Annotated in this window: 15 protein-coding genes; 4 read left to right on the plus strand and 11 right to left on the minus strand. The window is 58.6% G+C overall.

The genetic code is table 11. From position 1 onward, the window contains the following. Positions 1-11 precede the first annotated feature (11 nt). From C8N31_RS13420 to C8N31_RS13450, 7 genes are all read right to left on the minus strand, one after another. The gene (locus C8N31_RS13420; RefSeq protein WP_025047619.1) at positions 12-1,352 is read right to left on the minus strand and encodes an NAD(P)/FAD-dependent oxidoreductase; all 1,341 of its coding nucleotides are present in this window, start codon (positions 1,350-1,352) and stop codon (positions 12-14) included. Next, positions 1,349-2,101, minus strand: a complete 753-nt coding sequence (locus tag C8N31_RS13425) for an NAD(P)-binding domain-containing protein (RefSeq protein ID WP_107992382.1) — start codon at positions 2,099-2,101, stop codon at positions 1,349-1,351. Before C8N31_RS13425 ends, C8N31_RS13420 begins: the two co-directional genes overlap by 4 nt. Further along, positions 2,101-3,600 carry an aldehyde dehydrogenase gene (locus C8N31_RS13430; protein WP_025047621.1) on the minus strand — a complete coding sequence of 500 codons (1,500 nt, stop codon included), beginning with the start codon at positions 3,598-3,600 and terminating at the stop codon, positions 2,101-2,103. The genes C8N31_RS13425 and C8N31_RS13430 overlap by 1 nt, the downstream gene beginning before the upstream one ends. Before the next feature lie 4 nt (positions 3,601-3,604). After that, positions 3,605-4,519 carry a dihydrodipicolinate synthase family protein gene (locus tag C8N31_RS13435; protein ID WP_025047622.1) on the minus strand — a complete coding sequence of 305 codons (915 nt, stop codon included), beginning with the start codon at positions 4,517-4,519 and terminating at the stop codon, positions 3,605-3,607. A 6-nt stretch (positions 4,520-4,525) separates the two neighbouring features. Then, a complete protein-coding gene (locus tag C8N31_RS13440) occupies positions 4,526-5,230 on the minus strand; it encodes a GntR family transcriptional regulator (protein ID WP_231476747.1) in 705 nt (234 codons plus the stop codon). Between the two features lie 79 nt (positions 5,231-5,309). Continuing rightward, positions 5,310-6,341, minus strand: a complete 1,032-nt coding sequence (locus C8N31_RS13445) for a GGDEF domain-containing protein (protein WP_025047624.1) — start codon at positions 6,339-6,341, stop codon at positions 5,310-5,312. Further along, a complete protein-coding gene (locus C8N31_RS13450; RefSeq protein ID WP_025047625.1) occupies positions 6,341-6,928 on the minus strand; it encodes a heme NO-binding domain-containing protein in 588 nt (195 codons plus the stop codon). Before C8N31_RS13450 ends, C8N31_RS13445 begins: the two co-directional genes overlap by 1 nt. Positions 6,929-7,110: 182 nt before the next feature. Between C8N31_RS13450 and C8N31_RS13455 the strand changes: the two genes are divergently transcribed. After that, positions 7,111-7,626 (plus strand): hypothetical protein, encoded by a 516-nt coding sequence (locus C8N31_RS13455; protein ID WP_025047626.1) that lies wholly within the window; start codon positions 7,111-7,113, stop codon positions 7,624-7,626. Between the two features lie 14 nt (positions 7,627-7,640). Continuing rightward, a complete protein-coding gene (locus tag C8N31_RS13460) occupies positions 7,641-8,246 on the plus strand; it encodes a hypothetical protein (protein ID WP_107992383.1) in 606 nt (201 codons plus the stop codon). A 54-nt stretch (positions 8,247-8,300) separates the two neighbouring features. Here the strand turns inward: C8N31_RS13460 and C8N31_RS13465 are convergent, their stop codons facing one another. The 3 genes from C8N31_RS13465 to C8N31_RS13475 all read right to left on the minus strand — a co-directional run bounded on the left by C8N31_RS13465 (position 8,301) and on the right by C8N31_RS13475 (position 10,943). After that, positions 8,301-9,860, minus strand: coding sequence for a trimethylamine methyltransferase family protein (locus tag C8N31_RS13465; protein ID WP_025047628.1), 1,560 nt, complete (start codon positions 9,858-9,860; stop codon positions 8,301-8,303). A gap of 106 nt (positions 9,861-9,966) precedes the next feature. After that, the gene (locus C8N31_RS13470) at positions 9,967-10,662 is read right to left on the minus strand and encodes an HAD family hydrolase (protein ID WP_025047629.1); all 696 of its coding nucleotides are present in this window, start codon (positions 10,660-10,662) and stop codon (positions 9,967-9,969) included. Beyond that, positions 10,659-10,943, minus strand: coding sequence for a DUF3572 domain-containing protein (locus C8N31_RS13475; protein ID WP_025047630.1), 285 nt, complete (start codon positions 10,941-10,943; stop codon positions 10,659-10,661). The genes C8N31_RS13470 and C8N31_RS13475 overlap by 4 nt, the downstream gene beginning before the upstream one ends. 97 nt (positions 10,944-11,040) lie before the next feature. On the opposite strand from C8N31_RS13475, the gene C8N31_RS13480 reads away from it, so the two are divergent. Together C8N31_RS13480 and C8N31_RS13485 are read left to right on the plus strand one after the other, a co-directional pair. Beyond that, a complete protein-coding gene (locus C8N31_RS13480) occupies positions 11,041-12,444 on the plus strand; it encodes a diguanylate cyclase domain-containing protein (RefSeq protein WP_025047631.1) in 1,404 nt (467 codons plus the stop codon). An 87-nt stretch (positions 12,445-12,531) separates the two neighbouring features. Continuing rightward, positions 12,532-13,458 carry a DMT family transporter gene (locus C8N31_RS13485; protein WP_025047632.1) on the plus strand — a complete coding sequence of 309 codons (927 nt, stop codon included), beginning with the start codon at positions 12,532-12,534 and terminating at the stop codon, positions 13,456-13,458. Here the strand turns inward: C8N31_RS13485 and C8N31_RS13490 are convergent. Then, positions 13,391-14,083 carry a thiamine diphosphokinase gene (locus C8N31_RS13490; protein WP_025047633.1) on the minus strand — a complete coding sequence of 231 codons (693 nt, stop codon included), beginning with the start codon at positions 14,081-14,083 and terminating at the stop codon, positions 13,391-13,393. The two genes, C8N31_RS13485 and C8N31_RS13490, sit on opposite strands and share 68 nt — an antisense overlap. Between the last annotated feature and the right edge of the window lie 95 nt (positions 14,084-14,178).

A 14,178-nucleotide genomic window follows, 5' to 3' on the forward strand; every position in this document is an offset into this window, starting at 1 on the left:
CGCCGGGTCTACTATTCTGCGCCCGCGCGATGTTCTTTCCAGCGCAGGTATGCATTTGCGCCCCAGGTGGCAAAAGGTTGTGGTGGCAAGGGCTTGGGTGCAGCTTCGGCTTTGAAATGGGCGGTGATCTCCGATGACTGCCCCAGCGCAGCCTCGGCGGCGGCGATCCCCGTCAAGGTACCACGCGCCGTGCCAAGCCCGTTTTGGGCACAGGCGGCATAGACCCCAGTCTCAATCTCGTCTGTTAAGCTAACCCCGTTGAGCGTCAGGCACAGATGCCCAGCCCAAGCGTATTGCATCGGTAAACCGGCCAACTGGGCAAACCGGCTGTCGAATTTTTCGCGGTGGACTTGCGCGGCTCGCGCCACATCGCGGGGCGTTGCCATCATACCGGGGCGCAAGGTTGCGCAGGTCCGCGTGATGATCCGATTGCCCCCCTGCGCAGTATCGATCCGCCGCATGGTTGTGCCCATTGGATCGGACGGCGTGATGCCCCAACGCGGCGCACCGCCCAAGCGGGCCAGCGCTTCTGCATCCAGATCGGGCGTCATGGAGGCGTATAGAAACAACTGCATCAACTGCCCCTTGGCGATGCCAAAGCTTTCCAGATGGCCGTTGTTGGCCAGAATGATGCGCGGTGTGGTGATCTGGCCCTGCGCGGTGGTCACGGACCAGTCACTGCCCTGACGGGCAAACCCTGTCACGGCGGAGCCTTCGTAAATCTGCACATCCTCGCGGCGCAAACCCTGCGCCAGGCCACGAATATAGCCCGCAGGTTGGAGGGTCATGGTACCGGGCGTGAACAAACCCGACCTGTAGTGGGTGCTGCCCGTGAGCTCTTGCATGTGCTGGGCGTCCAATGCCTCGCTCGCCTCGCCCAAGGACGACAGATGCTGTGCATAGCTGGTATTATGTGCCTCGCCCTTGGCGGTGGCGGCACCGTTTACCTTGCCCGCTGGATCGGCATAGGCCGGATTGATCCCATAATGCGCCACCGCATCGGCGGCAAAGGCAATCGCCTGCCGATTGAGCGCGATCAAAGCCGCATCATCCCCCGCCCCTGCATAATCGTCCGAGGCCAGATCATGCGGCAGGTCAATCATAAAGCCAGAATTGCGCCCTGCACTGCCTTCGGCAATCCGCAACCCATCCAGCACAACAATACTCAGCTCTTTATCCAACTGCCGCAATCGCCGTGCCGCCGACAGGCCCGCAAAGCCTGCGCCGATCACCACCACGTCTGCGGTTTCGGTCCCCACAAATGGCGCAGTTTCGGGGTATGGACCAAGAATTTCCGCCCAAGCCGCAGGTGTATCAAACTGCGGCGCGCGTTTGGCGCGGTAGGCGGTCACAGACCGAGCCGCGGCTTGAGGGCCTCCAACCCGGACAGCAATGCATCATGCGCTCCGGCGTTCTGCACATGCGCCTTGAGGCTGGCATTCAGCCCACCTTCGGTGGCAAGCCCTTTTAACAACACATCAAAATCCGCACCACTTGTCGCCATTTGCCGCAGGAACCCAGCAAAGACACCCGCGACATAATCCTCAGCCGCCTTTTGATCACCCGTCTGATTGCCCAGCCATTGCGCCCCGGTTTGCATCAGCGCGATCAACGGCGCAGACAGCGCACTGCCCGCAAAATGCGCGTTCAACGCGGCCTCGCTGGCGACCTCAAACACACGGTCGCTGTCCCCAAAGAGCGCGGTCAATGCAACGGAGGCCGGATAGACCGGCAACATCGAACCGCCCGTGCTGATCGCCGACAGGGGAATGGTCATCGCGATGTCGGTCGCTGGCGCGCACAGCTTTTGCAGGGCGTCATGGCTGACATCCACCATCACCGAAATCACCGCTTGTTCGGCCCGAAACGGCAGGTCTGGCAAAATCTGCCGCGCCACATCCGCCATCAGGCACAGAAACACTACGTCCGACCCCGCCACCACATCGACATTGGCGGCAACGGATACCCCCTCAACCTCAGCGGCCAATTGCGCCGCAACCTGCGCATTACGCTCTGACACCATAATCTGATGCCCGCGCCCCGCAAGGCCGCGCACCATAGCGGCGGTGATCTCACCTGTTCCGATAAACCCAACCCGCATCAGGACACCTCGGCGTCGCTGTCATCGGACAGATCAATCCAGATTGTTTTGAGCTGGGTATATTGATCATGGGCATGCACGGAATTGTCCCGCCCGCCAAAACCCGATTGTTTGAACCCGCCAAAGGGGGTGGAAATGTCCCCTTCGCCATAGCTGTTGACCGTGACAGTGCCAGCCCGCAGCATCCGTGCGCCGCGCAACGCACGTTTGCCATTGGCGGTGAAGATCGACGCGCAGAGGCCATAGTCGGTGTCATTGGCCGCCGCGATGGCCTCTTCAAAGCTGCTGACCGCAATCACGCTCAGGACCGGGCCAAAGATTTCATCCCGCGCAAGGGTATGGGTGTTGCTTGGCACCTCAAGAACCGTTGCCTCGACAAAAGCACCGCCCTGCGTACCGCCGCCGATCACTGCTTTAGGAGCCCCATCCAAATAGCCGGAAACCTTATCAAAATGTGCCTTGGAGACCATCGACCCGAGCCGCGTTTCAGGATCAAGCGGATCGCCCAAAGGCCATTCCCGCGCATGGGCTTCGATCCGGTCCAGAAGCGCCTCTTTGACATCGCGGTGCACAATCAGACGGCTGATGGCGGAACAGTTTTCACCCATATTCCAGAACGCGCCGTTGACGATATGCGCGGCCACGGCATCAAGATTTTCGGCATCCTCCATCACCACACAGGGGTTCTTGCCGCCCATCTCAAGCACCACTTCCTTGGCGTTGCTTTCGGCGGCATAGCTCAGGAACTTTTTGCCTGTGACAGTCGAGCCGGTGAAGCTGACCATGTCCACATCTATGTGGCGGCCCAAGGGTTCGCCCACCTCTGCGCCGCCGCCCGGCAAGATGTTGAGCACGCCGCGCGGCACGCCCGCCTCATGCGCCATTTCCGCCACCCGCAATGCCGTGAGCGATGTCTCCTCTGCCGGTTTCACCACCACCGAACAACCCGCCGCAAGCGCCGGGCCAATTTTCCATGCCAGCATCAACAAGGGGAAGTTCCACGGCAACACCAGCCCCACCACGCCGATGGGTTCACGCACCACCATGGCGATGTGATCGTCACTGGCCGGAGCGACCTGATCATACATCTTATCAATGGCTTCCGCGTGCCACTTGATGCAGGTGATGGTCTCTGGCAGGTCTGCAGTTTCGCAATCAAAGATGGTCTTGCCGCTGTCGATGCTTTCCATCACAGCCAATTCGCGGGCGTTGCGGGTCAGCAGCTTGGCAAAACGGATCAAGACATCCTTACGCTCTGACGGATGCAAGCGTGACCAGCGGCCATCTTCAAACGCCTCGCGGGCCTTGGACACGGCAAAATCAACATCTTCTGCACCACAGGCGGCAATCTCGGCCAAGGGCTCTCCCGTGGCCGGGTTCACCGTTGTAAAGGTCTCGCCCGACGCTGCCGGACGATAGCTGCCATCCACAAATGCCGCCGCCGGAAGGGCGAGATTGGCGGCGATCGCGCGGTATTCTTCTTTTGTAAGCAATCCCATGATCTTAACCTTTCTGAATGTCGGCAATAGTGGATTTCAACACGCGGATCACCTGATCCAATTCGCGTTTATCGTCTTTGTTCAATGGCTTGAGAGGCGGCATCACCCCGCCCGTGTTCACCCCGGCCATCGTGGTGCCATGCTTCACACACTGCACAAATTTGCCGCCCTGTTCGAGAACCCGCATCAGGGGCATCATCGCTGACATGATCCGCCGTCCCTTGGCAAAATCGCCCTCAACAGCGCAGGCCTGATAAAGCGCTACATGTTCCTCCGGCAGGAAGTTTGACCCCGCACAGACCCAGGACCGCGCGCCCCATGCAAAAAACTCCAGCGCCTGATCATCCATGCCGCAAGACATCTGGATATGCGGATAATCCCGCGCCAGAAGGTGTACGCGGTTGATATCACCCGAACTTTCCTTGATCGCACAGATATTTCGGGACCGGCCAACCCGGTCCAGAAATTCCTCGCCCATGTTCACACCCATCCGGCCTGGATAGTTATACAGCATCACCGGCAGGTTCGCAGCGCGATCAATCGCCAGAGCGTTCAAGGCATTTTCCCGCTCTGTCGGAACGGCATAGGGTGGCGTTGCTAGCAATATCGCATCCGCGCCCATCTCCCGCGCACCATTGGCCAGCGCGATAGAATCCTCAGTGCGCATTGTGCCTGTGCCCACGATCAGGGGCAGACGCCCTTTGATCCGGTCCTTTGTAAACTGCGCCAGATCCAGCCGTTGTTCGACGGTTTGGGCATAGTTTTCCCCCGTCGATCCACCCGAGATAATGCCATGCACCCCTGCCCCGATCAAATGCTCCACCTGATCGGCAAGGCCGTCCCGGTTAAAGCTGCCATCGGGCAATAGCGGCGTGACGATGGGCGTATAAATGCCCTCAAACTGAAAAATCGGTGTCATTATCCCTCACTCCGGCGCGGTGCCGGTTCCCAGTTGCAGGTCAAGCCCGGCGGGCATGACAAATTGTTCGATACGGTCCCGTGACAGGTTCCAATGTGCGATGGCCAGATCAGCGGCGGCATCATCATTGCCCGCCTCGATCGCGGCGATGATGGCATCGTGTTGATCGCTGGCCGCGTTCAAATTCTCCGCCATCTCGGCGTCTTGCGGGCGGAAGAACGTCATCGAGATCCGGGCATGATCAATCAGCAGGCGCTGAAAGCTGGGCAGCAGATACACATTGCCTGCCATCCGTCCGGTCACGTCATGAAAGTGGTTGTTCGCCAAGGCCCGCGCCGCAATATCGCCGCCCCGCAACGCCGTTTTGAAGGCGGTTTGCGCCGCCTTGAGATCCGCGATTTGCGGCGCGGTTGCATTCTGCGCCGCCAATCTAAGGATCGCGCCGTAAATCATCGGTGCAGCTAGAAAAAAATCGCGAAGGGTCTTGTGGCTCATCTCCGCCACTCGGGCGCCCCGGTTGGCGCGGATTTCAACAAACCCTTCGCCCGCCAATTGGCGCAGCACCTCTCGAAGCGGTGTACGCGACAGATGCCATTCCTCCGACAGTCGCGCCTCATCCAGATCTGCGCCCGGCTGCAATTCCTGTGTCAGGATTGCGTGGCGCAGATGATGCAACACATCTTCTTTTGAATGTTTCTTGGCCAATGCCACGGTGTCCCCCGCTGCCTCAGAATGAGGTGAGTCGGGGCATATCTATCATTGCATACAATTTGTGTACAATGAAATCTACCTACTGAGCGTCCGGACCTTGCCGTCGCTCTGCCCTGGCCATATTGGGTGCCCGTTTTCGCAGCGCGGGCGTATAGACCGTTTGCCGCGACCGCCCCGCATGTTTGGAGGCATAAAGCGCAACATCAGCGTTGGACAAAACGTCCTCCATGCTGGATTGATCCTCTTCCCCGATCCAGACCGTGCCAATACTGGCCGATATCCGGCAGTCCTGACCATTGAAGGCGATCGGCTCTTCCAGACGGTCGATGATCCGCCGTCCCACCCGGCGCATCAGGTTGCCATTGCGCACTTCGGGCAGGACGATTGTGAATTCATCCCCGCCAACACGGGCAACGGTATCGGTCTTGCGGGTTTCACTGACCATGATCTGCGCGACGATCTGCAACACATGATCCCCCGCCGCATGGCCCAGCGTGTCATTCACCTCTTTGAAATAGTCCAGATCAATATTCATCACCCCAAAACAGGCCGTGCCTTTGACCATCCGTTTGAGCACTGTATCCAGCGCCCTGCGGTTCTTGAGCCCGGTCAAAGTGTCGGTAAAGGCCTGTTCCTCCGCCGCGATTTTGGCCCCTTGCAGGCGCAGGTTCAACTTGCGTGATGCCTCCATCGCGGCGGTTTTGGCCTCCACCAGATAGAGCATTTCGATTGCCAGATCGGTCGCCGCAAAATCGGCGTTGGACAGGGAAAAATCGCGCACTCCATCCACGATGGATATGCCAAAGCTGAGGTTCACGACCGTATGATTGCCCGCATCCCCCACCGGCACCATGATGCCTTTGAACGCCGTGCGCGGCGGGTCTCGCAGTTCCAGATGTAGTTTGAGATCACGGGTTTTGTGCAGGTCGGCCATAGAGACGATGGCACGGGGACGTTTGATATCAAACACTTCCAAGAAACGCTGCCCAAGAAGATCGGCGTTCAAGCAGAGTTTTTGCGCGGTTGGCCCGGCGTGAATGATATGCCCCGTCGCACTGAGAACCAGATGCATCGGGCATAAGACATCCAAGACCGGGGCAGAAACCAACATCACGAGGCCCGTGCACCGAGGTCGAAACGCCGCCCTTCGGAAAAGTCGGTCTTGACCAATGTGACTGACACCGTCTCAATCCCTTGTCCGCCGCCAGTATGTTCCAGCAGCGCCAGCGCCCCGTAGTCATCCGCCATGACCCGCAGAACACCCATCATAACATGACCATAGCCCGCCACGGGGGCCTCGCAGATCAGTGAAAAATGTCCATCTACGTGGTCGCGCAGTTCAATGCGGGGCAAGTGCAGGTCCGACAAGGCCAACCTCGCACGATCCGCCAGATCGTCCAGAGAATGCAGAAAATCCTCAAAATTCACGCCGCCAAAACGTAGCAACCGCCGGGTGCCCTCGAACCGCGGATGCGAGACCAGATAGGTGCCGATGTCTTCCATCACGTCAACACGGGGGCGCTCTACGGTTTTGGACACCGCATCGAGGATTGCGGGCGTGATGGCGTCATCATATTCCAGCATGGCTTCAAATTCGATAAAATCGAGGTTGGCATGGCGGGCGCTGGCCTCCCACACGGCAGAGCCGTAGGTGTCACAGACAAAATTCTGGATGCTGCGGTTGAACAACCCATGCATTGGCGGCCTCATTCCCATACGTCCCAAGACAGCCTTACCCAAACCCCTTAATATCTACCCAACAGACACAGTTTTACACATTTTGAAGCACGACATGCGGGCATGTAATTATCTAATTGCAACCATTTGTGGAAAAGTTAATCTGCGCACAGCATTCCCAATTCCTAAAGAAAGACCTCACTATGCCGTTCCTCCTCTTGATCCTCAGCGCCCTTGGCGGCGCGATTTGGTGGTGGGTGCGCAACAACCCGCGCGACGCGCTGCATGTGGCCAGCGATGTTGCCACGACGGTCAAGAACGCGCCGCGCAAACTGGCCTTCCGGCGGCAGACCGGCGCGCATCCCGTCGAAGGGATCGACGATCACCGCATCGCAATCTGTGCCATTGCACAGGCCTTTATCGAGCTTGACGACCTGCCCACCCGCGAACAGCGTGACCAATTGCATGTCCTGCTACGCAGCCGAATGCGGACGTCCGAAGAAGAAGCGCAAGAAATGGAAATGCTTGGACGTTGGTTGATCACCCAATGTGACGGCGCGAAGCCCGCCATCACCCGACTTGGCCGCAGACTGCACAAGATCGACGGCAATGCCTCATGGGGCATTTTGCAAGAGATTTTGATGGATCTGGTGGGCGGCACATTGTCTTACGGTCAGATCGGCGCGATTGAAGACCTCAAGCTGGCCTTGCGGAAATGAGGGCGATCAGGGATATGACCGTTCTTCACAAGCGGATTCAGCGGCGGCGCGCCCTTTCACTGTTTCAGATCGCAACGATCTTCGGTTTAGCGTTTGGCGCAGGTGCAATGGCCGACATCACCAATTTTGAAACACCCGGCAACCTCAAACCCACCCATAAGATCGGTTGCGCGGCTTTGGCTGACATTGGCAATGAAATTACGCCAGCCGACCTTGTTCTGGGGTTTGAAACCTGCATCCACAAAGAAGAACACGCCGCAGCAGTAACCCTCTTGGCTATCATGCGGCTGCGTGCCCATTTTGACACCAAACGTGTCACCGACAAAACAGCGCATGGTGCCGGGCAGGTTCTGACCCTCAACGCACTCAGCCAAATAAGCGAACGTAAGAAGAAGTTTCTTTCCATGATCTTTGAACGGTCTATGGCGCCGGGGGCGCAGCCCCATACAGCAATCTGTGAACATGCGCGAAGCAACGGCCCGCCAAGCTATATCCCTCATTACATGATCCAACACGGATTGGCCGCATTCAAAGACAAAGCCGGACCGGCATTGGTCGACCCTTTTGATGCCAAACGTGCGTGGCGCAACAGCCTGGAAGAATACTTCAAATGTACCTAGCCGCCCTACAGATCCAAGCCTATAGGACGGCTGTATCACGCCAATCCCACGGGATCAGAAATCCGTCGGTGCACCGCCTTCGGCCTTCCGGCGGGCTACGAAATCAGCCAGTTCATCGCGGATCGCAATGTCCATTTCCGGCTCTTCAAAGCTGGTGATGATTTCCTTGAACATGTGGTGCGCTCGTTCCGGCGTCCAGATGCCGCCCGCCGCTTCCCAGCCTTCGTAGTTTTTCCAGTCACTGAGGAATGGCTGATAAAACGCGGTCGTATAACGATCCTGTGTGTGCTGGATGCCAAAGAAATGGCCAGCGTTGCCCACGGATTTGATTGCGTCCAGCGCGATCTCATCCGGTCCGGTGGCGCAAATCTCGGGCTGCATATAGCGCTGGATCTGCTGCAACACTTCGCAATCCATGATGAACTTCTCCGGCGAAGCGATCAGCCCCCCTTCGAGCCAACCTGCCGCGTGGTAGACCATATTTGTGCCCGACTGCACAGACGCCCAAAGGCTGTTGGAAGTTTCCCACATCGCCTGTCCGTCCGGCACGTTCGCCGCGCAAACCCCGGAAGAGCGCATCGGCAGCCCGTAAAACCGCGCCAATTGCCCTGTCATCTGGGTCGCACGCATATACTCAGGCGTACCAAAGGCTGGTGCGCCGGATTTCATATCCACGTTAGACGTGAATGTACCGATTGCCACGGGGCAGCCGGGGTTGATGATCTGGGCCAGCACAATCGCACAAAGACCCTCGGCCAGCGATTGCGCCACGGCGCCCGACATTGTCACCGGGGCCATCGCCCCAGCCAAGGTGAAGGGTGTCACAACAAGCCCCTGGCCGCGCCGCGCCAAACGCATCCAGCCATCCATCATTGGGAAATCGTGTTTCAACGGCGAGGTGGAGTTGATGTTGGTGTACATGCGCGGGGTCGCGTCAAACTCATCGTGGGTCAGCCCGCCCGCGATGCGCACCATCTCCATCACATCCTCGACACGTTCTGCGCCCAGCGAATAGGCGTGCATGACTTTGTCCGTCAGCGTCAGCTTGTCAAAAAGCACATCAAGGTGGCGCACGGAAGCATGCACATCCACCGGCTCAACGGGATAGCCACCGGCAAAGTGGATACAGTTGAAGTATTGCGTCAGCTTGAGCAGGTTGCGGCACATTTCACGGGTGCCGGGCACCTTTTTGCCAATTGACATATCCCAATAGTTTGGCGGCGAAGACACGTTGCCAAACAACAGGTTGTTGCCGCCGACGGTGATTTTCCGTTTTTCGTTTCGCGGTGTCAGCGTGAACTCGGACGGCGCCTTGCCGATCCACTCCATGACAAAGTCGCGGCCCATGCGAACATTTTCGCCATCGATCGTACAGCCCGCCTTACGCAGAATCTCAAGCGCCTCGGGGTTCAGAAACTCAATCCCGATCTCTTCGAGAATGCGCATTGCGCCGTCATGGATCGCTTCGACCCCTTCGGGGCTCAAAGGTTCGGTGGGACGGTCGATATTCACCGGCGGATTCCACGGCATTTGTTCGATCACCGCGCTGCCGCGCCGGTCTTGTGCCCCTGCGCGGCCGCCGCCGCGGGTTCTGCGTTTGGGTGGCTGTGTCATATCGTTGTCTCCTGAGTTGATCTCAGAAGGCACCATCGCCTTGCACCCGGCCTTTCCATTCACGACGGCAAATGTCGTTTTTCATCTCCGGTCCAAAAATGCCAGATTATTGGGCGTCCAGCCATTCCGGCAAATACCCGATGTCGGGGAGGACAACATCGGCGTGCGGCGCGAGATCGGCGCGGCTTGCCGGACCTGTCAAAACCCCGACACAGATCATGCCAGCCGCCCGTCCTGCATCCAGATCATGGGTGCTGTCGCCTACCATTGCAATCTGCGCAGCGGGCAAGCCGCATTGCGCGGCAAATGCATGCATCTGCCCCGGCGCAGGCTTGCCGCCATGACCGCTGTCGAATCCGGCCACAAAATCGAACATCTCAAGGATACCGGCCTGCAACAGATGTGCACGCGCCGGCATTTCCGCATCATTGGTGGCCACCCCAAGCGCCAGACCGCGGCGATGGAATTCGGTCAAAAGCGGGATCAGCGGCACCGCCTGTTGCTGCTGGGTGTTGGCCGCCTCTTCGTTCAGCATATCCTCAAGCGCCGCAAACGACATCTGCGGAAAATGCGGATGCAAGGCTTCTGTGACCTCCCCAGCGGTGCTGGCAATCACAAGGCTGTCGGGGGCAAAGTTACGCTCTTGCATGTCAAATCCGATGGCGGCGCCAACGCGCCCGGCCTTGGCATGATCGCCCTCACAGGCCCGCAACAAGAACGCATGTGCCCAGCTTTCCCATGTGGCGGCGAAATCGAACAAGGTGCCGTCCTTGTCGAACAAAAGGCCTTTGATATCAGTCATGTCCAGTTCACCTGTTCTCCGCCGGGCAGGGCCATGCGGGCTTGCATCAGTTGATCGTAGGGAATCGCGGCGCTGTCACAAAAGCTGATCACCCAGGCATCATCCATCATCAGAAAATCCAAAACCGCCCCCAGAAAGGCCGGATCGCCGGCCCGTTCACGCAGATCAGATTCCGATGCGCCCGTGCTGCCCAGAAAGGTCGGCATAAGGTCGTCATTGGCCGCCAGCCAGGCCAAAGCCCGCAGCGCCAGAGTTTCAGCAGCATCAACAGAGAGTGTCATAACGTGATCCGGTTTTCAGGGCATCGCAACGGTTTGTTAACCATTAGGGCCAAATACAGGGACATGGAAATGCAAATCATGTCGGAAAGGACGCCGCGTGCAGGGTAAGATCCTCATCGTGGATTCAATTGCCACCAACCGGATCGTGCTGAAGGTCAAGCTGGCCGCGGCATGCTATACGGTTGTGCAGGCGTCCTGCGTGAAAAACGCGCTGACGATGGCCGAAATCCACATGCCGGATCTGGTGATCTGTGCAATGACCCTGTCTGACGGAGAGGCCGCTGACCTTTGCCGGGCGATGCGCCGCAACCCGGTGACCCGGCCGATCTGCGTTTTGGCCTTGCAAGGCACAGGTGATGCTGCATCGCGGGTGGCTCTGCTTAAGGCCGGTGCGCAGGATGTTCTGCCCAAACCATTGGACGACACGCTGCTGCTCGGGCGGGTGCGCAGCCTGCTTCGGGCGCAAAACGCCGATGCCGAATGGCAATTGCGCGAAGACACCAGCCGCGCGCTGGGTTTGGCAGAGCATGACACTCCCTACGCGGAACAGGGCCGCACGATGTTTGTCTGCGCAAGCCCCGGCACCGCGCACAGTTGGGCCATCCAGATGCGCCCTCACCTCAATCAACAGATCACACAGACCGCACCTGACACCTTGATGCAGACCCTGCAAAAGGGCGCCCTGCCCGATACGTTTGTGCTGATCCTGCCCGGGGAACGGGACGCGGCGCAATCCATGCTCAGGTGCATCGCCGCCTTGCGGGCCAATGCCCAGACCCGCCACGCCGGTGTTTTGGTTTTGCAAACCAAACCCGACGCCGAGATTGGCGCCTCGGCGCTGGATCTGGGGGCCGATGACCTGATGACAGCCGGGTTCAATCCGGCCGAACTGTCATTGCGGCTCAAGGCCCTGCTGCGCCGCAAACGCATCGGTGAACAAATGCGCGCCACGGTGCGCACAGGGCTGAAAGCCGCAGTCAACGATCCGCTGACCGGCCTCTATAACCGGCGTTATGCCATGCCCTATCTGGCGCAGATGGCCGTGCGGGCACGGGACAATGGCACATCCTTTGCTGTGATGATTGCAGATCTGGACCATTTCAAACGGATCAACGATCAATTTGGCCATGCCTCGGGGGATGCGGTTCTGGTCGCGGTTGCGCACCGGCTGCGCGGATGTCTGCGCAAGACGGATATGGTGGCCCGGATCGGCGGTGAGGAATTTCTGATCGTCACCCCTGCCCCGACACTGGCCCAAGCACAAACCGCCGCGCTGCGGGTGTGCGATGCGATCTCTTCCAGCGCGATCAACCTGCCGCCCCCACACGCCCCCGTCACCATCACGGCCAGCATTGGCATGGCGCTTTGTGATCTTGACCGGCACCCGGCCAAAGACTGCGACGACATTGGCGAGGCATTGCTCGCGCAGGCCGACAAGGCGCTATATGCCGCAAAGGGGCGCGGACGCAATCAGGTGAAACTGGGGCGTCCTGCCGCATAAGATGAGTGCACAACCGTAAGGCGAGAGGTCAAAAGAAATTCAACTTTAACGATTGCTATCCGTAAGGCGCCATCTTAGTCTGCCCTGATGACCCAGGACAAACCGCTCATCGGAATTGCGCTCATGCTCGGATTTTGCGCGGTCGCCCCTTTTGGCGATGCCGTGGCCAAGATCCTTGGCACGTCAGTACCACTGGCGGAGGTGGTTTTGATCCGATTTGCGGTACAAACACTGATCCTGTTCCCGCTGGTCTGGAGCACGGGCCGCATCTGGCGAATGCGCGGCCGTATCCTTTGGCTCACGGCGTTTCGCACGGTTCTTCATATCATCGGTATCGCCGCAATGTTCACCGCTTTGCAATATCTGCCATTGGCCGACGCAGTGGCGATTGTCTTTGTCATGCCGTTCTTCATGTTGTTGCTCGGCAAATTTATCTTGAACGAAGAGGTCGGCAGCCGCCGCCTGATGGCCTGTATCATCGGCTTTATCGGCACGCTTTTTGTGGTGCAGCCCAGTTTCGTCAATGTCGGCTGGCCCGCGCTTTTGCCGGTTTTTGTCGCCGCCAACTTTTCCGTCTTTATGCTTGTCACCCGCCAGATCGCCAAGGAGACCGACCCGATCGGATCACAAGCGGTCAGCGGTCTGATTGCCGTTGCGATTATGGTGCCGGTGATCTGGGCCGGATCCGGGCATGGGCTGAACCCGCTCGACATGATCAAACCCAGCGCTGAGGAATGGGGGCTGCTGATCGCCATTGGCGTATTGGGTACCGGCGCACATTTGCTCATGTGCTGGTCACTACGCTATGCGCCATCGGCCACTCTTGCCCCGATGCAATACCTCGAAATCCCGGTCGCGACCTTGCTTGGCTTTATATTCTTCAAAGACCTGCCAAATCAGCTCGCCAGCCTCGGCATCGTGATCACCATGGCGTCGGGTCTCTATATTATCTACCGCGAGCAGGCCACCGCGCGGCGTCTGGCTGGCAAAGCGCCGCAACCACATCAGGCATAAGCCGCCGCGGCACGATCAGTGCCAGACCGGGCTGTTCCATCTGCAAAGACATTGGCCCGGTTGCGGCATTGGACGTGCCGATCTTTTCCCCCAGGGCAAAGTTCAGCCCTTCGATGGGCCATTGCAAACCTGTAGATCGCCCCGTTGCGTCCGCCAGCGGAAAAAGCGATACGACCTCTCCTGCCCGTGTAGGCAATGCAATTTTGGGCGGTGCCAGCAAGATCACCTCATCCCCCGCCAATAGAACACAAGGCCGGTCAGCAAACGCCAACAGCCCGTGCAGCGCGGCAAGCTGATGGTCAATCCGCCCCCCCATGAAGCCAACACCAACAATCACAGGGGCATCGATCCGCGCCAATGCCTTTTCAAAATCTGTGGTGTCTTGTTCGTCAATCCGGTGCAGGCGCGACTGCGGGATTTGGTCCAGTACTGCGGCGGGCGCACTGTCAAAATCGCCCAAAACCGCTTTGGGCATCACACCGGCCTGCAAGGCCAAGACCACACCGCCATCCGCAGCCACGCAAATCGGTGCCAGACTTAATACATCATTAAGATCATCTGTGGTCGCCTCTCCACCACCTATGAGGGTGATTGCGGCAGAACTGTGTATAATGGGGTCAATCATGGCAGATTAACTTGCTTTTCGGAAACTGGTCACAATCTCGCCTTGAAATGATACGGTGGTTGGCACAGATTCGGGCCGCTTTGGTCTTGGATATC

This window comes from Sulfitobacter mediterraneus, assembly GCF_003054325.1.
Classification (GTDB): Bacteria; Pseudomonadota; Alphaproteobacteria; order Rhodobacterales; family Rhodobacteraceae; genus Sulfitobacter; species Sulfitobacter mediterraneus.

Bases quoted from the DNA above. Each gene is read 5' to 3' on its own strand.
- C8N31_RS13445 (WP_025047624.1), bottom strand. From the start codon at position 6,341: ATGTTGGTTTCTGCCCCGGTCTTGGATGTCTTATGCCCGATGCATCTG.
- C8N31_RS13455 (WP_025047626.1), top strand. From the start codon at position 7,111: ATGCCGTTCCTCCTCTTGATCCTCAGCGCCCTTGGCGGCGCGATTTGG.
- C8N31_RS13485 (WP_025047632.1), top strand. From the start codon at position 12,532: ATGACCCAGGACAAACCGCTCATCGGAATTGCGCTCATGCTCGGATTT.
- C8N31_RS13475 (WP_025047630.1), bottom strand. From the start codon at position 10,943: ATGACACTCTCTGTTGATGCTGCTGAAACTCTGGCGCTGCGGGCTTTG.
- C8N31_RS13470 (WP_025047629.1), bottom strand. From the start codon at position 10,662: ATGACTGATATCAAAGGCCTTTTGTTCGACAAGGACGGCACCTTGTTC.
- C8N31_RS13435 (WP_025047622.1), bottom strand. From the start codon at position 4,519: ATGACACCGATTTTTCAGTTTGAGGGCATTTATACGCCCATCGTCACG.
- C8N31_RS13490 (WP_025047633.1), bottom strand. From the start codon at position 14,083: ATGATTGACCCCATTATACACAGTTCTGCCGCAATCACCCTCATAGGT.
- C8N31_RS13460 (WP_107992383.1), top strand. From the start codon at position 7,641: ATGACCGTTCTTCACAAGCGGATTCAGCGGCGGCGCGCCCTTTCACTG.
- C8N31_RS13465 (WP_025047628.1), bottom strand. From the start codon at position 9,860: ATGACACAGCCACCCAAACGCAGAACCCGCGGCGGCGGCCGCGCAGGG.
- C8N31_RS13450 (WP_025047625.1), bottom strand. From the start codon at position 6,928: ATGCATGGGTTGTTCAACCGCAGCATCCAGAATTTTGTCTGTGACACC.
- C8N31_RS13425 (WP_107992382.1), bottom strand. From the start codon at position 2,101: ATGCGGGTTGGGTTTATCGGAACAGGTGAGATCACCGCCGCTATGGTG.
- C8N31_RS13430 (WP_025047621.1), bottom strand. From the start codon at position 3,600: ATGGGATTGCTTACAAAAGAAGAATACCGCGCGATCGCCGCCAATCTC.